This is a genomic window from Limosilactobacillus sp. WILCCON 0051 (genome assembly GCF_039955095.1).
GTDB lineage: Bacteria > Bacillota > Bacilli > Lactobacillales > Lactobacillaceae > Limosilactobacillus > Limosilactobacillus allomucosae.
This window is the reverse complement of sequence record NZ_CP154878.1, coordinates 637,769-659,170: the sequence shown is the minus strand read 5'-3', so window position 1 is coordinate 659,170 and position 21,402 is coordinate 637,769. Positions and strand designations below refer to the sequence as shown.

Genomic DNA, 21,402 nt, shown 5'->3' with positions numbered 1-21,402 from the left:
AAAATTTATACTCTTTTAATTTAACATTTTTTGCCGCATATTTGAAGACGCCACCATGTTCGCTTTATTGGTGATAATCTGTCAATCGCTTGCTAAATGCCGTGTTAAGCCTTTTCAAAAAGATTAAGACTTTCTAAAAAAAGTCATATTTGATAAATTTTATTTAACAATTGGTCAATTAGTCTTTATATTATTGTCAAACTTGCTAAAATGTCTTTTAAAGCACATAAAAGGTGGTTCGTTCAAATGGTTAATCTGTATTTTCATACTAATGATCCTTCCAAGCGCAAAGCCGTTCAATGGTTTGCCAAGCATGATATCGCGTTGACGCAGCGCAACATTGAGAAAGAACCATTGAGCGCAGCCGAAATTCAGCAGCTGCTGACGATTTCTTTAAATGGCACCGATGACTTGGTATCTCAGCGCTCTCGTGAAACCAAGGCCTTAAAGATTGATCCCGATCAAATGACACTCAACGAATTAACCGCGGCCATTCAAAAAAGTCCGCATATCTTAAAAAACCCGATTATTTTTAGTGAGAATAAGCTGATTACGGGCTTCGACAAGGAAAAAATGGGACTCTTTATCTCCAAACAGCAGCGGCGCATCGAGTTAAAACGACTTCTGCAAAGTTTCGCCACGCCAAGTCCGCAGGCTAAACCGGCTTAGGCTGCCCAATACTTAACATAACTAAAAAGGATTCAGCATTAAAGCGCTGAATCCTTTTAGTTTAGTCTTCAACCGGTTTAACTTCCGGCATGTTGTAGAGATAGTGAATCGATTCGTGATTATGAATGCTTGCAACGGCGCCGGCTAATAGATCAGCAATCGACAGCCGCACCAGCTTATCGATCCGTTTTTCTGCCGGCAGATCGATCGTATCGGTAACCACCATATTTTTAACGGCCGAGTTTTGAATCCGTTCAACGGCACCTTTTGATAAGACTGCATGCGTGGCAACGCCATAGACCTCTTTGGCGCCACAGCTCTTGAGCAGTTCTGCTGAGTTGGCAACTCGGACGCCGGTATCAACGATGTCGTCAACTACCAGGGCCGTCTTATTGGCAACGTCCCCAATGATTGAGGTTGGCGTTTCCGTAGTCTTGGCGCCACGCTGCTGTTCAAGATTACGATTATCAATAATGGCAATCGGCGTCCCCAAAAATTCAGCAAAGCGCCGTGCCAACGTAACCCCAGCATGATCCGGCGCTACAATGACCGTATTTTCCAAGTCAAGATCACTTTGCGCAAAGTAGGAAGCCAAAATTGGTGCAGCCTGCAGGTGATCAACCGGAATGTCAAAGAAGCCTTGCAGCTGTGGTGCATGGAAGTCAATCGCAATCAAGCGGTCAATCTGATCCATCTCCAACAAATTGGCAATCAGCTTGGCCGTGATCGGTTCCCGACTGCGGGCTTTTCGATCTTGACGAGCATAGCCATAGTAAGGCATGATCACGTTGATTTTTGCCGCACTGGCCCGCCGCAAGGCATCGACCATGATCAAAAGCTCCATCAGATTGGTGTTGACCGGCTGAGAAACGGATTGCAAAACATATACTTCACGACCACGAACGCTTTCATTGATGGTAATCGAGATTTCACCATCCGCAAAGTGCGTAATCGTAGCATCCGACAGCGGTAATCCCAATTTTTCAGACAATCGCCGTGCCAGTGGCTGATTGGAGTTCAGTGCAAACAGACGAACGTTTTCTGCATTTTCAATCTTGCTCATTTAAATCCTCCACGCAATTATGTTAAACATTAAGAATATTATCGCAACAAATCCCTTGTTGTGCAAGCCGTATCTGATTTAATCATCATTAGGCGTAACGTTTTGCATTCCGATCATCGGGTCAATCGCCTCTTGTTCAATCAGCCGCGCAGTCAAACGATCAGGCAACTGTGCGGCTGACTGCGGCTGGGTCTGAAGATCGCTGTTTTGGTGATGATGCTTTAAAAAATCAATTGCTTCTGCTTTAGGAACGTTGGCAAACAGATTGATTCCCTCATCATCACTGACCGGTTCAGGTGCCCGATAAAAGTCTGGCCGCTGCCAAACCTTGAGCAGGCGGTCAGGCAGCATTGTATGTCGAGCCAAGGGCGGCTGCTGGATGCAGTCCTGAAAAGCTTCTGGCTGGCCAAGCAGCAGTAAAAAGTCAGTCGCCCGTGTGACTCCCGTATACAGCAGATTACGCTGATACATCAAGCGGTAGTTGGCCAGCATCAATAGGATCACCATTTTAAACTGACTCCCCTGTGATTTATGAATCGTTACACAGTACGCCAGCTGTAGATTGGCCAGTTCTTTGCGATTATAGCTAACCTCGTTGTCATTGTTGAAACGGACGGTTACCTTGAGCGGCTTTTTGGCTGCTTTGGTCTGCGGAGCATTGTCGCCTCCTTCAATCGCGGCAATGATTCCCATGTCGCCATTATAGACGTTGTTGCTTGGATCGTTGACGGTTTGAATTACCTTATCGCCTTTACGAAAAACAGTCTCACCAAATTTAACCTCCTGCCGATTTGGACTGGCGGGATTCAAATGATCCTGTAGATTGCGGTTTTGCTGATCAATACCGGCAATTCCCTTATGCATTGGGATCAAGACCTGCACGTTCATTAGATCGCATCCCGGCTGGCTTAGTCCCCAATCCATCAGCTGATTGATAAACCGACCAGCATTTTGAGCATCGGTTGGAATAAACGAACGATCCGGCAAGGCCTGCTTAAACAAATCTGTTGGTACCTGGCCGTCATTGATGCTTTTCGACAGCGGAATGATCGTTGACTTGGCTGACTGACGATGAATCTGCGTCAAGCGAACCTGCGGCAGTTGGTCAAAGCTTAAAAGATCCCGAAAAACCTGCCCGGGTCCAACTGAAGGCAATTGATCCTGATCGCCAACCAAAACCACGTGCATCGTTTGAGGAATTGCGGCAACTAAAGTCTTAAAAAGCAATGTGTCAACCATCGACATCTCGTCAACGATCAGCAGACTGCCTTTCAAGCGACTGGCCGTCATTTTAGATGGCGTTTCTTGACCGGTCAGTCCCAGCAGATGGTGAATGGTGCTGGCTGGCATCTTGGTTGCAGCCGCCATTTGCTGGGCAGCTCGACCGGTTGGCGCCGCTAAAATGATTTCTTCATCATCGACACCATGCAGCTGAGCAAAGCTGTTAACGATTCCCCGAATAATGGTCGTCTTCCCCGTTCCTGGTCCTCCAGTAAGTAAAAGCACCTTGGATTCAAGCGCCATTTTGATCGCTTTTTTCTGCTGCTGGTCATAATCGATCCGGGCTGCTCTTTCTGCAGTCTGGACGGCCTCATCAACCCGTTTTTCATCAACTTTGGCTTCAGTAAATAAAATCCGATGCAGATGCTCAGCAATCAGCCATTCGGAATTATACAAGAAGCGTGGATAGATATGTTCGGCATCCTCAGCCTGCAGTTGATGGGTTTTAATCAGCTCAGCCAGCTCGTTTTCAAACAATACTGGATCGGAAACGTTGCCCAGCTGCCCCATTGCACGCGCGATCAGCGTCTTTTGACTGACATAGGTAGCACCTTGATTCATGGTTTCTTGATTTAAGACTTCCAATAAGGCTGCCGCAATTCGCCGCGGATCATCTGGTGCAACTCCCAAGACCCCTGCAGCAAAGTCCGCTCGACCAAAACCAATGCGATCGATATCCAAAACCAGTTGATAGGGATTCTCCTTGACGATCTTCATCGTATCAGCACCGTACTTATTAATGATCCGCTCACTGAGACGATCCTTAAAGCCGAGTTTGGCCAGCCATTCCACAAGCTCATCATTCATTTGATGCTCATCATGGCGGGCATTAAAATAATCAGCAGCCAGCTTGCGATCAGCCTCGTTAGAAATCTTGATCTTCTCTAGTCGCTTGGGATCATCAACGGTTTTGGCGACCGCTTTTTTGCCAAACTTCTTAAACAGGCGGTGGCTGATCTCGGCTGCATCCGTAACCGCAATCCCAGCCTGATTTAAGGTTCCAGTCAGCTCATCTTCTGACTGTGGTAGGGCAATCTGACATCCCGCAGCTTCGAATTGCCGGCCATAATTGGCATTATCAACCAGCCGACCGGTAAATTCATACATTTGGTGTTTTTTTATGTCTCCCAGTGGTCCCTTGACCGTAATCTCCATTTCTGACCAGGGAAAACTGGCCTCTTCTACATCAACTACGCAGATACGAAAAGCTCTGGGGCCTTCTTCTTTAGCAAACTTGATAAAATTAACCGTCCCCCGCAGACTCTCTTTAGCTGATGCGCTTTTACTCTTGGCCATGCAAATCCTCCCTTACTTCCTGGTAGTCAACGGCACGAAACTGATTGCCAAAACGGGCGCGCGTCTGCCAGTAGCCGATGAAGCGGTAGGCCTGACCGACTTTTAGCTGACCAAAGCGTCCAACCACGGTAATCTCGGCCTGTTTCTTGACAAACGGCGCTTCTAAAACCTGCACGTATAAGACTTGATAAAAACTGTTCGGCGCAACAAAAGCCGCCCGACGCAGAACGCCGATAAATGACGTTGCTGCCGGACGGCTATTTTTTTGAGCAGCAATCATTTATCTTGACCAGATTGCTTTTGCAAAAAATGCTCAATATCTGAAATACGTTTTTCGCTTTGTGCATAATAGTCTGGATCAAGCTGCTGTGATTGATTCAGGTAATCCTGGTAAGGCTCGCCTAAGACCATTGCCACCAGTCCTCGGTTGAACTGCGTATCTGCACGGCCTGGGTGACGCTTTAAAATCAGGTCATAGTAGTTTTTAGCCTGTTTGAACTCGCCCAGCGCCAATAATGAATCCCCAATTGCCTGGTTGATTTCAGGATCTTGCGGACGCAGATCATGAGCCGTCAAACCATATGCTACCGCCTGCTGGTAGTTTTTCTGCTTCATGTAGCTTTGCGCAAGCATCAAATAAGAATCGGCCTTTAGCTTGGCATCATCGATTTTATTGTACTGCTTGATAGCCTCATTGATCTTGCCGACTGAGTAATAGACGTTACCCAAACCATAGTTTAACAGGTTGACGGCTTTGGCATCCTTTTTCTTTTCAAAGATGCCCAAAGCCTTCATAAACAGTTCTTCTGCCTGCTCAAAGTCGTTAAGACGCGTCAAGAGTGCACCCAGGTCATAGTAATTGTTGAATTTGTCTGGTTCTTCATCGATTGCCGTTACCAAGCGGTGAACCAGCTTTTGAGTCTGTTTTTTCTGTTCTTCGCGATTGATTTCTTGGTTGCTCATATTATTCACCCCATTAAATCGTATCAGTCGGATCTAGATGTTCTTTATGCAGATAAGTGGTATCGTTCCATTTTTCCAATTCAAAATGCTCAGCATCATCGGTTCTCAAAATCGTAGTCGACGTATTGCTAAGTCCGCCGCGATCCTTTAGATGGGCCATTGGAACCGCAAGCAGACCATTAATGGCGGCATTTAAAGCGGCCCCATGGGAAACGATCAATAGATTTTGATTGCCTGGATAGCAGCGCGCGTACTCTTTAACGGCCTGACCAACCCGAGCGATTACCTCAGGAAAACTCTCGCTTTGCACGATCGAGGCATCATAACAATCGGGATGATGCCGAAAACTATCCAAAACTGCGGGCCACTTTTCAGCAACGGCGCTGAAATGCATTCCCTCCATCAATCCCAGATCAAATTCACGCAGCCGACTGTCAATCGTAAACGGCACTGCCTGCTCCAGATTGTCAAGCAGCGTCATTGCCGTAACGCGGGCTCGTTTAAGTGGACTGGCATAAGCATGAGCAAAAGCGGTGTTATTTAATGATTTCGCTAACAACTCAATTTCTCGATAACTGCTTTTCAAGAGCGGTGAATCGCCATGGGCACCTTGATAGCGCGATTGGAGGTTCCACTGAGTCTTACCATGTCTGATAAAATAGATCCTTGTCATTTTTTCTCTTCCAAATGTCTGCCTTTTTTTGATGTGTCTGCTTATATGATACCAAAAATAACCGGGAGATAACCAATATTTATCATTATAAATAAATATAATTAAAGCTATCGTCAAAATACTCAATGATAGCAAAAAACCGCTCACAGCTATCTGCAAGCGGCTCTGTCAAAAAGTCTTGATTAAACGTATTGAAGTTGATGATCATGGTTGTAGGCACGATCGATAATTGCACTGCCCAGGCATTCCTGACCGTCATAGAAAACTACGGCCTGGCCTGGCGTAATTGCCCGTGCCGGCTCATCAAACTCGACCGTTACCATCTGATCGTCATCACTGATCGTTACCGTAACGCCCTCATCGATCTGACGATAGCGGAACTTAGCCGTACAGTGGAAATGGCGACCATAGCGACTGACCACGTCATCAACCCAGTGAATGTCGCTGGCTTCCAGATGGGTAGCATACAGATGCTCATTTTCATAGCCTTGACCAACGTAAAGCACGTTTTTGGTAATATCCTTGCCGATTACAAACCAAGGCTCATTGCTTTCCTTGTTGCCGCCAAGGCCCAAACCGCGTCGCTGACCAATCGTGTAGTACATCAAGCCAGCATGCTGACCAACTACCTTGCCATCAACGGTTTCCATGTTGCCGGGCTGTGCTGGCAGATACTGGCTCAAGAATTCACGGAAATGACCATCTTCTCCGATAAAGCAGATTCCTACCGAGTCTTTCTTATCAGCAACCGCCAGTCCTGCTTCCTTGGCAATCTCGCGCACCTGCTTTTTAGTGTAGCCAGCCAGTGGGAACAAAACATGATCCAGCTGAGCATGATCCAGCTGACTCAAGAAATAGGTCTGATCTTTATGCGGATCAGCTGCCCGCATCAAATGCATATTGCCATCAGCATCTGCTTTCAAATCAGCATAGTGACCGGTTGCAACGTACTCGGCACCCAACTGATGAGCATATTCAATAAAAGCCTTGAATTTGATCTCTTTGTTGCAGATGACGTCAGGATTAGGCGTGCGGCCCTTCTTATATTCAGCAATGAAGTACTTAAAGACCCGGTCCCAGTATTCCTTTTCAAAGTTCACTGAATAATATGGAATGCCAATCTGCGTGGCAACCTTGGCGACGTCCTTATAGTCCTCAGTTGCGGTACAGACGCCGTTTTCATCAGTGTCATCCCAATTCTTCATAAAGACGCCCACGACATCATAGCCTTGCCGTTTCAGCAAAAGCGCCGTGACTGAGGAGTCAACGCCGCCACTCATACCAACGACAACGCGAGTCTTAGAGTTGTCTGTCATTTTATCACCATCATTTTCAATAGATTCTGGAACAATCTACGAGTGAAGGTCGCGTGTTCACAGTGCTTTTCATTGTAACAAAGACACGCCCGGTTTGACCAGTAAAAAATATTATTGACGATCAAAGATATGCCGCTCTACCATTTCATTCAAGATGAAGTGATACTGAGTCGTCAATTCATCAGCACGCGGATGCTTAAAAATGTTGACTTCACGAAAGCCATTAGTATTGACGGTTTCCATTTTAAAACCCGTCATTTCAGGATTAATACGAATCTTCAAACGAGCAACCGGTTTGAATGGATTTTGCCGATCCAGGCTGCCTAAGTAGGTATAGACACCCCGCGCCGATTGTTCAAATCCTAGATCAAGCAGCGTGTATTTTTTTATCTCCGGACTGATTGAATATGTGTCAGTATCGCCGGGAAGCTTTAGCTTAGAAACAAATTCAGCCATCTTATCCCTCCTGAGCGTTTAAATCGCTAAACAGCTGTAAAAGCATCTTAGCTGAACGCTTACCGGCTTCGATGATAAACTCATCAAATGAGACACTGGCCTTTTCATCACCAGTATCAGACATTGCCCGCACAACGACGTAAGGAAGCTTGTGATCACAGGCCACCTGTCCCACGGCCGCTCCCTCCATTTCAGCAGACAGAGCATCTGGGAAGTGCTGCTTGATCTTGGCAATCGCAGCCTGACTGGCAACAAATTGATCACCTGAAACGATCAGGCCGCGCTTGACGTTCAAGCCGGTCTTTTCGCCCGCCGCCATCAAAGCACTGCCCCATTGCTGCGAAGCTTTGAAGCGAGGCGCTTTTTGCGGCAGCTGGCCGTATTCATAGCCAAAAGCAGTTGCGTCAACATCATGATAGGCCGTCTCTGAAGAAACTACCACGTCGCCAACGTGCAGGCCTTCGCCAATACCGCCAGCCGAACCAGAGTTGATAATGACGTCAACGGCAAAGTCCACTGCCAAATGCTCGGCAGTAATTGCAGCCTCAACCTTGCCGATTCCAGATTCAACCAGTACGACGTCTTGACCATCAATCTGACCGGTAAAGTACTCTTTATCGCCCAGCGTCTTGGTCTGATTATTTTTTAGAGCTGCTTTTAGTTCCTTGATCTCCTCTTGCATCGCACAAATAATTCCAAACTTCATTAAGATCTTCCCTCCATCAACCTACAAAAAACAAAATTAGATAGACGACGATAATCGCCAGACTAAGCCCTAGAATTGCCCAATTCAGCCGGCGCTTTAAACGAGCAGTCTTTTCTTCAGCCAGCAGCTGTGCCTGAGCCTTTTTTACCGTTTGCCGCGGTTGCAACGGCTCTGGTTCACTGACATCATCAAGCGGTGGTTCAGGATTTTCCTGAATTCGCTGCTGTTGTTTTTGCCATTCACGATACTGCTGGCGCGTCATATTTTCTGGATCAATCTGTTGATTTTTCATTATTTTCCTTTAATTTCTGGGCCAGTGTCTGAGCCTGCCAATAATAAACCGCTACGATCGTCTTGGAGTCTTGAATCTCACCATTGGCAATCATCTGCAAAGCCTCCTCAAGACTGAAGCGGTAGAGCTTGATGTCTTCATCTTGGTCTTGCGGCAGGGCGCGTTCAACCGGTTTGAGACCTTTAGCCAGATAAAGCGTCAAAAATTCATCGCAAAAGCCTACGGAACTGTAAAAAGACGTAATCTTGGTCAATTCGTCAGCTTTAAGGCGCGTTTCCTCGTTCAGCTCACGAACGGCCGCATGTCTTGCATCGCCTTGATCACGCTCATCCAGCTTGCCGGCCGGAATTTCCCAGGTAATATTCTGCACTGGGGATCGCCACTGTTTTTCCAAAATCATCTTTTGATCATCATCAATTACCAACAAAGCAATTGCCGGGGCATGACGAACGATCTCACGCACGGCAGTATTTCCCTGCGGTGTTTTGACGTGCTGAAGCTCAACGTCGACTATATGGCCTTTGAAGACCGTCTGCCGATCAAGCGTTTTTTCTTCTAGATCCATTGTCGTCCCTCATTTCTAAAAATTATCCAATGGTCGAACATGAGCAGCTTGCGGCCCTTTTCTTCCTTGTACGACGACTAAGGAAACCAGCTGTCCGGGCTTTAGCTCACGATGGCCGCTGCCTTCAATGCCATTAAAGTGAACAAAGACGTCTGGTTCGTTTTCAACCTCGATAAAGCCCCAGCCTTTTTGGGCATCAAAATTTTTTACGCGTCCTTTTAGCAATTTTTTCACCTGCCATTTCACTGCAAAATAAAAATGCATCAAACAGTTAAATGCTGCTTGATACATTTTACACCGTTTATTAAACCTTGTCTTTAACCGGTCAATAAAGGTTCGTTTAAGATTACTTTTCTAGGCCAGTAGCAACCGTTTCAGGGAAGTTTTCCCGCACCAGCTTTGCACAGCGCGCACAAAGCATTGGATAAACGGCATCTTCGCCAACGTCTTCTTTAACCATCCGGCAGCGTTGGCAGGTTTCGCCAGCAGCGACGGAAACCTTCACGGCAACATTGTCGTTGAACTTCTCGGCATCAGCTGGTGCTTGGTCAGCATCATGAACGTGCAGTGCTGATACCCCAAAGAGCAGACCGGCATCAGCGTTCATGCTGTCCAAAAGCGTCTTTTGACTGTCGGTTAAGTACAGATCAGCCTGTGCTTCCAGTGACTTACCAATCAGCTTGGCATCACGTGCTTCTTCCAGCGCCTTCAAAACATGAGAGCGAATCTCCATAAAGTCGTCCCACTTGCTCAGCAGTTCTTCTTCATTGGCGTAGGTCCGTGGCTCTGGAATCTCAGTCAGCTGGACGAACTGTTCTGGCTCATCCATGTATTCCCAGACTTCTTCAGTCGTGTGCGGCAGAATTGGCGTCAGCAGCTTAACCAGCGTTACCAAAATGTCGTAAAAGACCGTCTGCATTGAACGACGCGCATGAGAATCCTTGGCTTCGACGTACAAGACATCCTTGGCTACGTTCATGTAGAATGCCGACAGATCATTGTTGACAAAGTTGATCAGCTTCTTGTAGGCCGTCATGAAGTCATATTCATCAAACAGATCGCGCATTTCCTTTAAGAAGCGGTTCAGCTTAACAACCATGTATTGGTCAACGCTTTCCAGCTTTTCATAGGAAACCGTGTCGTCATTGGCATCAAAGTCAGCCGTGTTGGCCAAGAGGAAGCGGAAGGTATTGCGCAGCTTCCGGTAGGCATCCGAGATCTGCTTGAACGTATCCATTGAAACCCGCACATCAGCCGAAGTATCGGCACTCATTACCCAAAGACGGATAATTTCGGCCCCCATCTGCTTAACGACCTTGTTTGGATCAATAACGTTACCGATCGACTTGGACATCTTTTTGCCATCCTTGTCCAGCGTAAAGCCTTGCGAAACGATGGACTTGTATGGAGCATGACCAGAGAGCACGACGCTGCAGATCAGACTGGAGTTGAACCAGCCACGATACTGGTCAGAGCCTTCCAGATACATGTCGCATGGGTAGGTCAGGTAGTCACGCTCAGCCAATACGCCTTGATGACTGGAGCCAGAGTCGAACCAAACGTCCATGATGTCGGTTTCTTTCTTAAACTGACCATGTGGCGAATGTTCACTGGTAAATCCTTCTGGCAGCAGGTCCTTGGCATCGCGTTCAAACCAAACGTTGGAGCCATACTCACGGAACAGGTCGGAAACATGGTTGATCGTTTCTTCAGTCATGATCGGCGTGCCGTCTTCAGCGTAGAAGATTGGCAGTGGCACGCCCCAGACCCGTTGACGCGAGATGACCCAGTCGCCGCGATCCTTGAGCATGTTGTGCAGCCGAACCTTGCCCCAGCTTGGGTAGTACTTAACTTCATCAACGGCATTCAAGATTTCATCACGCATCTTGTCAATTGAGACGAACCATTGATCAGTAGCCCGGAAGACGATTGGCTTTTTGGTCCGCCAGTCAAATGGATAGCTGTGTTCCAGCGGTTCCTGCTTCAAAAGCGCATGATGCTGCTTCAAAAGATCCAACGAAATGTCGTCTGCATCCTGATAGAAGACGCCATCAAACTCAGGACCGTTTTCAGCGGTCAAGACACCCTGATCGTTCATTGGTGCAAAGATTGGCAGGCCATACTTCTTGCCGACTTGGTAGTCATCATCACCATAGCCTGGCGCGGTATGAACCAGCCCCGTCCCTGCTTCAAGCGTAACGTGATCACCATTAACGACCAGCATTTCCTTGTCGTTGTATGGGTGCTTGCTGGTCATGCGATCCATGTCTTGACCAGACAGCCGATCAACGACTTCATATTCATCCCAGCCGAACTTTTCAGCACATTTGGCAACCAGCTCATCGGCAATGACGAACTTGCGATCATCATTAGCCGGCTTAACTACGGCATAGATAATCTTAGGATTTACGGCAACGGCTTCAGAAGCTGGAATCGTCCAAGGAGTAGTCGTCCAGCCAACCAGGTACGTATCATTGTCCAAACGTCCCTTGCCATCAATAACCTGTTCACAGAAGTAAGCCGTCTTGGCTACAACGTCATGATATTCAACTTCGGCTTCTGCCAACGCAGATTCAGATGACCATGACCAGTAGACCGGCTTTTTAGCTTGATATAGCAGACCCTTCTTGGCAAAAGCACCAAAGACTTTGATCTGTTGTGCTTCAAACTCCTTAGCCAGCGTCAGGTATGGATTGTCCCATTCGCCAGAGACACCCAGCCGCTTAAAGTCAGTCCGCTGCTTGTCGACCTGTTCCAAGGCAAACTTACGGCACAGATCCCGAAATTCGGTCGTGCTCATCTTCTTGCGGTCATAGCCCATCTTGGTCAGCTGATGCTCAATCGGCAGACCATGCGTATCCCAGCCTGGTACGTATGGTGCCCGAAAACCAGCCATTGACTTGTAGCGAACGATAAAGTCTTTGGAAATCTTGTTCATGGCATGGCCAATGTGGATGTTCCCATTAGCATATGGAGGGCCATCGTGAAGAATAAAAGTTGGCTTGCCCTGATTCAATTTTTGCCGCTGTTCGTAGACTTTGTTGTCTTCCCACAGCTTTTCGCGTTGTGCTTCGGTTTCCGGCAAGCGTCCACGCATAGGGAACTTAGTCTTGCCGATGTTCAAAGTGTCTTTGACCCGCATCTGCGAATTCCTCCTTGTCAATTCTCTAAACTTAAAAATCGCGTCCAAACGACAAAACGCTCCGTCCGCAATGGGACGAAGCGTTTTCGTGGTACCACCCAAGTTCAAATCAGTTACCTGATTCCTTAAGTCATTTGGTAACGGCAATGAGCCGGCCAATGCTACTAAGTTCGCATTGACGTTCAGAGATGATAGCTGCCCAGGCCTTAATTGCCAACCTCTCACCAATCGTTGGCTCGCTGAAATACGACGCTGGGGGCGCGATTCTCCTCAACAGTTTGTTCGCGATTAATTATCAACTAGTGTGCCGTACTGTCAGGAAAGACAACGACCGTCTCGCCATCATTTTTAGCAGCCGGCTTGGCGGCAGCTTTTTGATCCTGCTTTGGTGCTTGACTTTCCTGTGACTTTTCAGCAGCTGGTTGATCGATTGCTTGTGATTCTACACTGTTTGTCGAATGATTGTCAAGACTGCTTCCCAAAATCTTTTGAATTTCGTCATATTTGCTCAGATCGTCATTAGCCAGCAGCTCATCCCAATCCTTGCTCTTAACGACTTCCAGCTGTGATTCCAGCATTACCTGCAGCCGCTGTCTGAAAATCCGTGTCTGTTTTTTAAGATCATTGGTTTCCGTAGTCAGCTTCCGCGTTTCATCGGCACTGTTTTCAACAACTTGATTTGCCTTGGCATTAGCCTCTGAAACAATATCGGTTGCCTGCTTTTGCGCCTCGCGAATCATGATTTCGGCTTCGCGTTTGGCATTATTCTTAACCTTATCGGCGGCTTCTTGCGCGACCAGAATCGATTTGTTCAAAGAATCCTTCAAGTCCGTGAAGTATTTCAGTTTTTCTTCATTGGCCTTGATGGTTTCCGTTAATTCATGATTCTTAGCCTGCAGTGCCTGAAACTCACTGGCCACTTGACGCAGAAATTCATTGACCTCACTGGGATTATAGCCCCGCATCTTGTTGTCAAACTGCTTTTTGCTGATTTCTTCAACGGTTAACGTCATTTGCTTTTCCTCCAAACTAAGCATGCACCACTGACATGGCGACGCGAATCTTATTTTTTCTTGTAGTTCCTTGGATCTCATCAATCCGAATTCGGCCTGCATGCCGTACTGAAAGCAGGTCATGGGCAACCAGCGGATAATCGGGACGCATCTCAGTCTCCCAGTTTACCCGCGCATCGCCATGTTCAATCAGCTGCTTGGCACGGTTGCGTGAATAGTTAAAGCCGGCTGCAATCACAGCATCCAGGCGCAGCGATGAAACCGTATCAGTCATGGCTTCCCAATCTTCTTGAGGCGTCACGACCATTTCTGGTTCAACCGGCTTCATTTTAACGTGGATCTTGCCAATCTGACCAACCTGCTGCCGCAGATAGTCGGTTAGACTACGACTGACTACCACTTGCCAGCGCATTCCCTCGTTGAGCACGTCACCAAATGATGAACGTGCCAAGCCAGTGCCAATCAGTGTTCCTAAGATCTGCCGATGATGCAGCTCGGTAAATTTGGTTGGGTAGTCGATTTCAATCAGCTGCAGCTCAAAATCAGCCTGCTGCGGCTCATAATAGCTGGGATAAAACAAGACCCGCTGCATCTCAGCATGCTCCCAACCGCCATTGGCCCGCATTTTAACATCATCACGTCGATTGGTCAGTGTTTGAGCAATATAGACCTGGCGCGGATTCAAAAAATCAGTCAAAATCGGTCGGTACTGATCAGCAGCCATATTCAGCCAATCCTCAACCTGAGCAATCAAGGGCGCTTCATCAGGACGAAAATGCTGCTTAATGTTTTCTTCATCCGTCATTTTTCTGCTCCTAATAGCCTATCATTCTGGTCAGCATAATAATGCCATACTGCACCAGATAAAGCACGAATACGGCCGCTACCGGCGCAAAACTGATCCCTCCCAGCGGCGGAATGTGTTCGTCAAAAAAACGCAGATACGGCTGAACCAGCTTAGTGATCAATTCACCTAAACGGCTCTGCATTGCACCCGGAAACCAGGTTAAAAGACACCAGACAACAATCAGTAAAATATAAGCATCAATAATTTTATTGATCAGCCATGCAAGATAAGCAACCATATTTCTCCTTAAAGTCGTTCACTGTTATTGGAATTAAGATCACCGGCCAGCTTACCGGCAACATCAACGTCACGTGGCACGCATAGAAAGATCTGCTCGCCAATCCGCTTAATTTCACCATCAATTGCATAGACGGCCCCATTTAGAAAGTCCACGACCTTGTTGGCGGCTTTGTTGTCCATTTGAGTGAAATTAACGATAACGGCATGATGACTCAGCAGCTCATCAACGATTTCCTTGGCCTCGCCATACAACCGTGGCTCAAACAGCATGATCTTGCCATTTTCAACCGGTGCTGGCTTAGCCGCAGCATGCTGTGCTCGATCAATCGGTACCACCTTTTTGCTGACGGCTGGCGTTACGGGAGCTGCCGGTGCAACCGGCTGTGGCTCGTAATCTTCAGTTTCTGATTCAGAGCCGATTCCAAAAAAGTTATTTAAAAAATTAGCCATTTTGCTCCTCCTTTAATTCTGAGCTGAAGATACAGCAAAAGGGAGCGCCTTTATTCAGCTCCCCCAAATCACTAATTAATCATGACGACGGTTCTTGAAGAATGGCGGCATCGTCAGATTATCATCGTCTTGTTCGTCGGATGCGGCTACATCTCCATGAAAGACATTGAATTCTGGCTTTTTAACGTGATTGAACTCATCGTTTTGTTCACGCGTATCGGTTAAATGAGTACCAGCGGTTGGATCATCCCAGCCAGCAAATGGATCTTGAGAAGCTGCTCGTTCACTCCGTTGATTTTCAGCTGGACGTTCTTCGGCAGGCTGTTCAGCAGGCGTGCTTTCAGAAACTGGCTTGGCCTCTGGTTCAACACGAGCAGCGCGCGTTTCGCTGGCAGCTGGCGTGCTTACTGGCCGAGCAGCGGCTGCCTGTTGGCGCTGCTGCTTGGCCTTATCGATGCCAGTAGCGATAACCGTTACGCGAACCTCATCGCCAAGCGTGTCATCCATGGCCATCCCAAAGGCAATGTCAACATTGGTATTAGCGGCCTGACTGATGACGTTGGAAGCTTCTTGAGCCTCAAACATCGACAGATTCTTGCCACCAGTAATGTTCATCAGGACATGTTCGGCCCCGTCAATCGATACTTCAAGCAGTGGTGAGGAAATGGCCTTCTTCGTGGCTTCGGCAGCCCGATTTTCGCCTGTTGAAGAACCAATTCCCATCAAAGCAGAGCCTTGGTTTTCCATCGTATGGCGAATGTCGGCAAAGTCCAGGTTGATGTAGCCAGGATTGGTAATCAGATCGGAAATCCCTTCCACACCTTGACGCAGAACGTTATCTGCCTCTTTAAAGGCTTCCATCATCGGCGTCTTCTTGTCAATCATTTCCAACAGTCGATTATTGGCAACGACGATCAGCGTATCAACGTTTTGCTTTAATTTTTCAAGTCCTTCGCTGGCTAGTTTGGCACGACGCTGACCTTCAAAGGTAAATGGACGCGTAACGACACCAACCGTCAGCGCACCAGAGTCCTTGGCAATCTTAGCCACGACTGGAGCAGCACCAGTCCCGGTACCACCACCCATGCCGGCAGTTACGAATACCATGTCAGCACCTTCAAGAGCCTTTGAAATTTCAGACTCGCTTTCTTGAGCAGCCTTGGAGCCGACTTCCGGATTAGAGCCGGCACCCAGTCCTTTAGTCAGCTTGGGGCCTAATTGAATCTTGGTTTGGGCGTGTGAGGCATCCAGTGCCTGCAGGTCAGTGTTGGCAACGATAAAATCAACGCCGGACACTTTATCATTGATCATTTGATTAACTGCGTTGCCGCCACCGCCGCCGACACCGATAACCTTGATCTTCGCACCCTCTAATTGCATTTGGTCAGTTTCATTAGTTACATTGTCCATTCGTTGGTTCCTCCGTCACTTTAAAAGTTAGTCTAATTAGTCAAAGAAGTTCTCAAAGAAGCGCTTAATGCCACCCTTGCTCTTAGGCTTTTTGACGTGCTTTTCCGGCGTCATTGGCTCTTCTTTTGCTTGCTGAGGTTCTGACGAGGCATCAGGCATTGGTTTTTGATATGACTCTTGATAGTAGCTGCGAGTCGTTTCCAGCTTGCGCGGCTGCTCGGCTTGATGAGGGCTCATAATCAAGGCACCTTGCTGAACGGTTTGCTTCAGCAGACGATCAATATCGTTTAGGTGATCCTCATACATTCCCAAGGCAATTGCCAGCGCAAAGCCAGGATGACGGACTCCCATCTGTTCAGGCACAAAAGTCTTCACATTGGTCGTAAAATATTCCTTGGCCAACTCAACCACACCAGGCAAGGCCGTCACGCCGCCAAGCAAAATGACGCCACCAGGCAGATTAGGCGCATGCACCTCTTTTAAGCGATTGCTGATACGTTGGAAAATCTGCCGAATACGAGCCTCGATGATTTCTGCCAGATACTTTTCAGAATATTCGACCGGCTGATTTTGACCAACGACATCAACTGCCAGCTGCACGTTTTCATCAGCCATGCGACTGTCGGCATAGCCATGATCTCGCTTTAGGCGCTCAGCATTACGCATCGAGGTATTTAACACTGTCGAGATGTCGCGCGTTACTAATTGACCGCCTTCAGGATCAACATAGACAAACTTCAGCTGATGGTCATGAATGATGCTGGCCGTAGTCTGACCGCCACCCATGTCGACAACCAGCGTGCCAAAGTCCTGCTCGCCATCGTTGAGCAGGTTAAAGCCAGTGGCAATCGGTGAGACGACCAGATCTTGAATCTGCAGCCCCGCTTGTTCAACTGCCTTCTTAGTGTTGTGAACGATCGTCTTGGGACCAGTATAAAGAGTAGCTGCCAATTCCAAGCGAACGCCAACCATTCCCCGTGGATCCTTAATTCCCTTAAAACCATCGACCGTGAATTCTTGTGGAACCAGGTCAATGATCTCGCGTTCAGGCGGCAGATTCTGCGTCAGCGTTGACTGAGCAACGTCGATTACGTCTTGATTGACGATCTCACGCGACTGACCTTGACTGGCGATCGTAATCATGCCATGAACGTGACCCATTTGCAGATAGTTGGCTGGCAGAGCAACGACAACTTTTTTGATGTCAATGCCTGACTTGGCCGCGGCCTCAGCAACCGCTCTTGAAATTGCCTGCGCCGTTTTGTCAATATCGACGATCACGCCACGATTCAGCCCAGCAGATGGTTGAACGCCAGTGCCTACGACTTTTAATTGTCCTTTTACGTTTTCGCATACCAATACTTTAATTAAAGTGGTTCCGATATCTAAGCCTACGTAGACTTGTGAATTTTCCATCTGCCTGGAACCCTCCTGTTTTCTAAAATTCAACCCGGATTCAGATTGTAGCCATAAACTGTACTAAATTTTACCACACTTAACACGATACAAAAAAGGTCCAAACCATGTTTATTTGGCGCTTGATCAACGAACCTACTCGTCTTGGGTGCCATATGAGTACGAGAAGGCCCCATATTGCAGATCAACTACGCCGTTTGCCTTCATTTTAGAGGCAATTGAAGGATAATAGCGCATTTTTTGATTCAGATTGTCAGAACGAACCAAAATCTCGTTGCCATCATTCATGTAAATGCGCAGACGCTTAGTATCTGATGTCGTGGGGGCAAAGGTTACTTCTGAGATGCCACCCCGGATTGCGGCGGGAAGCCTGCCAATCTGACGGGCCGTCTGCTGCATGATCTTTTCGTGATGCTCAAAACCGGCATAGCGTACAAAATTAGAGATTGAGCGATTCTTGACTGGAGTCAGCCGACCATTGCCAATCAGCAGCTGATTGACCCCATTATGCTCAATTACGCCAATAATCGGATATTCAGCGACCTTGATTTTGATCGACTGCGGTCCAGTTAGACTGACCTTGAGCGATTTAACCTGCGGATTGGCTTTTTGGGCCGTCTGTTCAAGTTTTTTTTGCTGAATCAAGACTCGCCAGATCAGGGCTCCCTTTTTGATCTGAGCTGCCGATTCAACTTTAGCGGCTGACAGATCTTGATTGCCAGTTACTTGGATGCTTTTGATCTTGCTTAAGGGAGAAACAATATACAGGGCCAGCAGCATAATGATCAAAAAAGGAACCAAGATGCTGAGTACGCGCCGTGAGTTGTCAACGCGCTGTGCACGCTTGATACCCACGACACGACTGCCAATGCCCTGTTTTTGATAGCGACGACGACGATCAAAAGCCGCGGCACTCTGCGCTTCTAATTTGGCCAAACGTCGTGCATATCGCTGATGCTCTTGATTTCGTTCTTCGTCGTCTTTCATGTTTTTCCCCCTTTATTTTTGGTGATCGGCAATCGCCTTATGCAGAATCTTAATCAAGCGATCAGCTGCATCTGGACGGCCCATCTTTTTTGAGGCCTGTGCCATCTGATCACGGGCAGCCTGATCTTCCATCAGACGATCAGCTTGAACCAGCAGTGAGCGGCCATCAAGCTGATCTTCGGTAATCATGGCCGCAGCACCGTTTTTAACCAGCGCCATGGCATTTTTGACTTGATGGTTGGCCGTTACGTAAGGACTTGGAATCAAAATCGTTGGAATGCCCAGTGCCGTAATCTCAGCAATCGTGGTTGCACCGGCTCTTGAGACCAGGCAGGCAACTTTAGGCATTTTAGCCGGCATGTCTTCAATATAAGGAACGATCTTGACGTTTGATCCGACTTTAACGCCTTTAAGTGCCTCTTTAACCTGATCATAGCGCTTCTGCCCCGTGGCAAAAACAACCTGATAATCGCGCTTGCTGAATTCAGGAACGGCCTGAACCACACTGGCATTGATCTTAGGCGCTCCTTGACTGCCCCCAAAGATCATCAGAACCGGCTTGTCATCGCTTAAGCCGTAGCTGGTCCAAGAAAAATCGGAATTTGCATTAGCGGCTGCCTGCTGCGCACGTGGGTTGCCGCACATCGTAACCTTGGCTGCTGGGAACTGATCTCTGGCAGCATCAAAGGCAATGGCAATCTCATCAACGTAACGACTTAAAAATTTATTGGTAATACCGACAACGCTGTTTTGTTCATGGATAACCGTTGGCACGTGCAGTTTGGCTGCCGCATACAAAACGGCGCCACTGACATAGCCGCCCGTTCCTAAAACCACGTCAGGCTTAAATTCCTTAATAATTTTTTTGGCATCATGAACGGCTTTTAAAAACAGATAAGCCGTCTTAAAGTTTTCCAGCGACAATGAACGCTTAAAGCCCTGCGTATGCAAAACCTTTAGTTCAAGTCCTGCTGCTGGAACGATTTTGTTTTCCAGACCGCGATCAGTACCGACATAAAGGACCTGGGTATCTGGCTCCACTTGCTTTAGGCGCTCAATCAACGCCAATGCTGGATAGATATGGCCACCGGTACCGCCACCGGATACGATGATTCTCATTAGTTCTGCTCCTTTTGTCCAGTCAGTTCTTCAACCGCCTTGATGAATTCGTCGCCGCGTACTTCAAAGCTAGGGAACTGATCCCAGCTGGCATTGGCTGGCGAAAGCAGGATGACGTCACCAGGCTCGCTAAGTTTCCAAGCTTCTGGAACCGCCGTAACGGCATTTTCGGTTTCAACGATCTTGGCAATGCCAGCCTGCTCAGCAGCATCCTTCATCTGCTGCTTGCATTCACCAAAGACGATAATTGCCTTAACGTGTTTCTTGAAATATGGTACCAGACGCTCAAACGTATAGCCACGATCCAAGCCACCTGCAAGCAGAATTACCGGCTGCTCAAAGCCCTGCAGTGCAACTTCAGTGGCTTCGATATCGGTCGACTTGGAATCATTGTAGAAACGCCGCCCTTGATAGTCCATTACATACTGCAGGCGGTGACGCACTCCAGAAAAAGTCGTCAACACGGCAACGATATCCTCATTGGAAACACCGCTCAGCTTAGCCGCGGCAATTGCTGCCAGTGCATTTTCAACGTTTTGCGGTCCAATCAGGCGAATATCCTTGGCTGCCATGATTGCTTCATCCCGCCAATAAATCATGCCATCTTGCTCATAGGCTCCCTCATGACTCTTGTTAAGCCGGGAGAACGGAATAATCGTTGCATTGGAGCGCCGCGCGACTGCCTGCCATTCATCGCGATCCCAGTTGATGATCAGGTAGTCATCCTTGGTTTGGTTGCGCGTAATGTTGAGCTTGGCATTGATATAGTTTTCCCGATTTTTGTGATAGTCGAGGTGATTGGCGAAAATATTGGTAATAACGGCAATATGGGGATGAATCGTTGGCGCGCCCATCAGCTGAAAACTGGACAGCTCAGCAACGATCGTATCATCGGCCCCCATCTTTTCAGCGGTCTTGCTGAATGACACGCCAATATTGCCTGCATAAGCGGTCTGGTACGGATTGCTCTTGGCAACCATTTTTTCAATCAAAGTCGTGGTCGTGGTCTTTCCATTGCTGCCCGTAACTGCAATCAGATGCCCCGCAAAAATCTCACTGGCCAGTTCAGCTTCGGTAATGATTGGCGTTTTTTGGGCCATGAATTTTTGAACCAGCGGCACATCATAAGGGATCCCAGGATTTTTGACAACGACATCAAAGTCCTCATCAGCCAGCCATAAAGGATTCTCACCCGTAATCACCTCAATGCCGTCTGCTTTAAGATCAGCTACGACCGCTGGATCCTCAGGCGTTTTTTGATCATTGGCTACCACCTTGGCTCCCAGCTTGACCAGCAGATGTGCAGCGTTAATGCCACTAATGCCAAACCCTAATACTAATGCCTTTTTGCCTTGATACTTCGTTACTTGTCGCACGAAAATTCACCTCGTATTTTCATCAATTATAAAAGCAAAAATTATTTTACCCAGTCTTTAATCACAAAAATAATCATAGACCACTTATGCTGATTTATATTTAAAATTATCGTTAAAAACAA

Annotated in this window: 22 protein-coding genes; 1 reads left to right on the top strand and 21 read right to left on the bottom strand. The window is 47.6% G+C overall.

Annotated features, from left to right (window positions below):
* The first annotated feature begins 246 nt into the window (after positions 1-246).
* The gene (locus tag ABC765_RS03190; protein WP_006499721.1) at positions 247-669 is read left to right on the top strand and encodes a transcriptional regulator Spx; all 423 of its coding nucleotides are present in this window, start codon (positions 247-249) and stop codon (positions 667-669) included.
* A 61-nt stretch (positions 670-730) separates the two neighbouring features.
* Here ABC765_RS03190 and ABC765_RS03185 read toward each other — a convergent pair whose 3' ends face one another.
* The 21 genes from ABC765_RS03185 to murD all read right to left on the bottom strand — a co-directional run bounded on the left by ABC765_RS03185 (position 731) and on the right by murD (position 21,280).
* Positions 731-1,732, bottom strand: a complete 1,002-nt coding sequence (locus ABC765_RS03185; protein WP_143112979.1) for a ribose-phosphate pyrophosphokinase — start codon at positions 1,730-1,732, stop codon at positions 731-733.
* 78 nt (positions 1,733-1,810) lie between these two features.
* Positions 1,811-4,309: an ATP-dependent RecD-like DNA helicase gene (locus ABC765_RS03180; protein WP_347980689.1), complete on the bottom strand. Its 2,499-nt coding sequence runs from the start codon at positions 4,307-4,309 to the stop codon at positions 1,811-1,813.
* The gene (locus tag ABC765_RS03175; RefSeq protein WP_006499718.1) at positions 4,296-4,589 is read right to left on the bottom strand and encodes a hypothetical protein; all 294 of its coding nucleotides are present in this window, start codon (positions 4,587-4,589) and stop codon (positions 4,296-4,298) included. The genes ABC765_RS03180 and ABC765_RS03175 overlap by 14 nt, the downstream gene beginning before the upstream one ends.
* The gene (locus ABC765_RS03170) at positions 4,586-5,272 is read right to left on the bottom strand and encodes a tetratricopeptide repeat protein (protein ID WP_347980688.1); all 687 of its coding nucleotides are present in this window, start codon (positions 5,270-5,272) and stop codon (positions 4,586-4,588) included. Before ABC765_RS03170 ends, ABC765_RS03175 begins: the two co-directional genes overlap by 4 nt.
* Positions 5,273-5,285: 13 nt before the next feature.
* Positions 5,286-5,945 (bottom strand): histidine phosphatase family protein, encoded by a 660-nt coding sequence (locus ABC765_RS03165; protein ID WP_347980687.1) that lies wholly within the window; start codon positions 5,943-5,945, stop codon positions 5,286-5,288.
* A gap of 182 nt (positions 5,946-6,127) precedes the next feature.
* Complete coding sequence (gene mnmA, locus ABC765_RS03160; RefSeq protein ID WP_006499715.1) at positions 6,128-7,261, bottom strand: tRNA 2-thiouridine(34) synthase MnmA; 1,134 nt, start codon at positions 7,259-7,261, stop codon at positions 6,128-6,130.
* 111 nt (positions 7,262-7,372) lie between these two features.
* Complete coding sequence (locus tag ABC765_RS03155) at positions 7,373-7,717, bottom strand: cysteine desulfurase (RefSeq protein ID WP_006499714.1); 345 nt, start codon at positions 7,715-7,717, stop codon at positions 7,373-7,375.
* Between the two features lies 1 nt (position 7,718).
* Positions 7,719-8,423, bottom strand: coding sequence for a 5'-methylthioadenosine/adenosylhomocysteine nucleosidase (locus ABC765_RS03150; protein ID WP_347980686.1), 705 nt, complete (start codon positions 8,421-8,423; stop codon positions 7,719-7,721).
* A 16-nt stretch (positions 8,424-8,439) separates the two neighbouring features.
* On the bottom strand, positions 8,440-8,715 hold the full coding sequence (locus ABC765_RS03145) for a hypothetical protein (RefSeq protein WP_347980685.1): 276 nt from the start codon (positions 8,713-8,715) through the stop codon (positions 8,440-8,442).
* On the bottom strand, positions 8,696-9,280 hold the full coding sequence (locus ABC765_RS03140) for an NUDIX hydrolase (RefSeq protein WP_347980684.1): 585 nt from the start codon (positions 9,278-9,280) through the stop codon (positions 8,696-8,698). The genes ABC765_RS03145 and ABC765_RS03140 overlap by 20 nt, the downstream gene beginning before the upstream one ends.
* 15 nt (positions 9,281-9,295) lie before the next feature.
* The gene (locus ABC765_RS03135; RefSeq protein WP_033934937.1) at positions 9,296-9,505 is read right to left on the bottom strand and encodes a cold-shock protein; all 210 of its coding nucleotides are present in this window, start codon (positions 9,503-9,505) and stop codon (positions 9,296-9,298) included.
* A gap of 121 nt (positions 9,506-9,626) precedes the next feature.
* Positions 9,627-12,422: an isoleucine--tRNA ligase gene (ileS, locus tag ABC765_RS03130; RefSeq protein WP_347980683.1), complete on the bottom strand. Its 2,796-nt coding sequence runs from the start codon at positions 12,420-12,422 to the stop codon at positions 9,627-9,629.
* Between the two features lie 299 nt (positions 12,423-12,721).
* Positions 12,722-13,435, bottom strand: coding sequence for a DivIVA domain-containing protein (locus ABC765_RS03125; protein ID WP_347980682.1), 714 nt, complete (start codon positions 13,433-13,435; stop codon positions 12,722-12,724).
* Positions 13,436-13,451: 16 nt separating this feature from the next.
* A complete protein-coding gene (locus tag ABC765_RS03120; protein ID WP_347980681.1) occupies positions 13,452-14,240 on the bottom strand; it encodes an RNA-binding protein in 789 nt (262 codons plus the stop codon).
* Between the two features lie 10 nt (positions 14,241-14,250).
* Positions 14,251-14,520, bottom strand: a complete 270-nt coding sequence (locus tag ABC765_RS03115) for a YggT family protein (RefSeq protein WP_347952901.1) — start codon at positions 14,518-14,520, stop codon at positions 14,251-14,253.
* An 8-nt stretch (positions 14,521-14,528) separates the two neighbouring features.
* Positions 14,529-14,972, bottom strand: a complete 444-nt coding sequence (locus ABC765_RS03110; RefSeq protein WP_347980680.1) for a cell division protein SepF — start codon at positions 14,970-14,972, stop codon at positions 14,529-14,531.
* A gap of 75 nt (positions 14,973-15,047) precedes the next feature.
* Positions 15,048-16,382, bottom strand: coding sequence for a cell division protein FtsZ (gene ftsZ, locus ABC765_RS03105; RefSeq protein ID WP_347980679.1), 1,335 nt, complete (start codon positions 16,380-16,382; stop codon positions 15,048-15,050).
* A gap of 36 nt (positions 16,383-16,418) precedes the next feature.
* Positions 16,419-17,798 (bottom strand): cell division protein FtsA, encoded by a 1,380-nt coding sequence (gene ftsA, locus ABC765_RS03100; protein ID WP_347980678.1) that lies wholly within the window; start codon positions 17,796-17,798, stop codon positions 16,419-16,421.
* Positions 17,799-17,933: 135 nt separating this feature from the next.
* Complete coding sequence (locus ABC765_RS03095; protein WP_347980677.1) at positions 17,934-18,785, bottom strand: FtsQ-type POTRA domain-containing protein; 852 nt, start codon at positions 18,783-18,785, stop codon at positions 17,934-17,936.
* 12 nt (positions 18,786-18,797) lie between these two features.
* Positions 18,798-19,904, bottom strand: coding sequence for an undecaprenyldiphospho-muramoylpentapeptide beta-N-acetylglucosaminyltransferase (murG, locus tag ABC765_RS03090; protein WP_347952897.1), 1,107 nt, complete (start codon positions 19,902-19,904; stop codon positions 18,798-18,800).
* Entirely contained in the window at positions 19,904-21,280 is a 1,377-nt protein-coding gene (murD, locus tag ABC765_RS03085) for a UDP-N-acetylmuramoyl-L-alanine--D-glutamate ligase (RefSeq protein WP_347980676.1), read from the bottom strand. The genes murG and murD overlap by 1 nt, the downstream gene beginning before the upstream one ends.
* Positions 21,281-21,402: the final 122 nt, after the last annotated feature.

Excerpts from the sequence above, each read along its gene's own strand:
- ftsZ (WP_347980679.1), bottom strand. The coding sequence starts at position 16,382 with ATGGACAATGTAACTAATGAAACTGACCAAATGCAATTAGAGGGTGCG.
- ABC765_RS03145 (WP_347980685.1), bottom strand. The coding sequence starts at position 8,715 with ATGAAAAATCAACAGATTGATCCAGAAAATATGACGCGCCAGCAGTAT.
- mnmA (WP_006499715.1), bottom strand. The coding sequence starts at position 7,261 with ATGACAGACAACTCTAAGACTCGCGTTGTCGTTGGTATGAGTGGCGGC.
- ABC765_RS03185 (WP_143112979.1), bottom strand. The coding sequence starts at position 1,732 with ATGAGCAAGATTGAAAATGCAGAAAACGTTCGTCTGTTTGCACTGAAC.
- ABC765_RS03125 (WP_347980682.1), bottom strand. The coding sequence starts at position 13,435 with ATGACGTTAACCGTTGAAGAAATCAGCAAAAAGCAGTTTGACAACAAG.
- ABC765_RS03180 (WP_347980689.1), bottom strand. The coding sequence starts at position 4,309 with ATGGCCAAGAGTAAAAGCGCATCAGCTAAAGAGAGTCTGCGGGGGACG.
- ABC765_RS03115 (WP_347952901.1), bottom strand. The coding sequence starts at position 14,520 with ATGGTTGCTTATCTTGCATGGCTGATCAATAAAATTATTGATGCTTAT.
- murG (WP_347952897.1), bottom strand. The coding sequence starts at position 19,904 with ATGAGAATCATCGTATCCGGTGGCGGTACCGGTGGCCATATCTATCCA.
- ABC765_RS03150 (WP_347980686.1), bottom strand. The coding sequence starts at position 8,423 with ATGAAGTTTGGAATTATTTGTGCGATGCAAGAGGAGATCAAGGAACTA.
- ABC765_RS03095 (WP_347980677.1), bottom strand. The coding sequence starts at position 18,785 with ATGAAAGACGACGAAGAACGAAATCAAGAGCATCAGCGATATGCACGA.
- ABC765_RS03120 (WP_347980681.1), bottom strand. The coding sequence starts at position 14,240 with ATGACGGATGAAGAAAACATTAAGCAGCATTTTCGTCCTGATGAAGCG.
- ABC765_RS03165 (WP_347980687.1), bottom strand. The coding sequence starts at position 5,945 with ATGACAAGGATCTATTTTATCAGACATGGTAAGACTCAGTGGAACCTC.
- ABC765_RS03190 (WP_006499721.1), top strand. The coding sequence starts at position 247 with ATGGTTAATCTGTATTTTCATACTAATGATCCTTCCAAGCGCAAAGCC.
- ABC765_RS03170 (WP_347980688.1), bottom strand. The coding sequence starts at position 5,272 with ATGAGCAACCAAGAAATCAATCGCGAAGAACAGAAAAAACAGACTCAA.
- ABC765_RS03155 (WP_006499714.1), bottom strand. The coding sequence starts at position 7,717 with ATGGCTGAATTTGTTTCTAAGCTAAAGCTTCCCGGCGATACTGACACA.
- ileS (WP_347980683.1), bottom strand. The coding sequence starts at position 12,422 with ATGCGGGTCAAAGACACTTTGAACATCGGCAAGACTAAGTTCCCTATG.
- ABC765_RS03175 (WP_006499718.1), bottom strand. The coding sequence starts at position 4,589 with ATGATTGCTGCTCAAAAAAATAGCCGTCCGGCAGCAACGTCATTTATC.
- ABC765_RS03140 (WP_347980684.1), bottom strand. The coding sequence starts at position 9,280 with ATGGATCTAGAAGAAAAAACGCTTGATCGGCAGACGGTCTTCAAAGGC.
- ftsA (WP_347980678.1), bottom strand. The coding sequence starts at position 17,798 with ATGGAAAATTCACAAGTCTACGTAGGCTTAGATATCGGAACCACTTTA.
- ABC765_RS03110 (WP_347980680.1), bottom strand. The coding sequence starts at position 14,972 with ATGGCTAATTTTTTAAATAACTTTTTTGGAATCGGCTCTGAATCAGAA.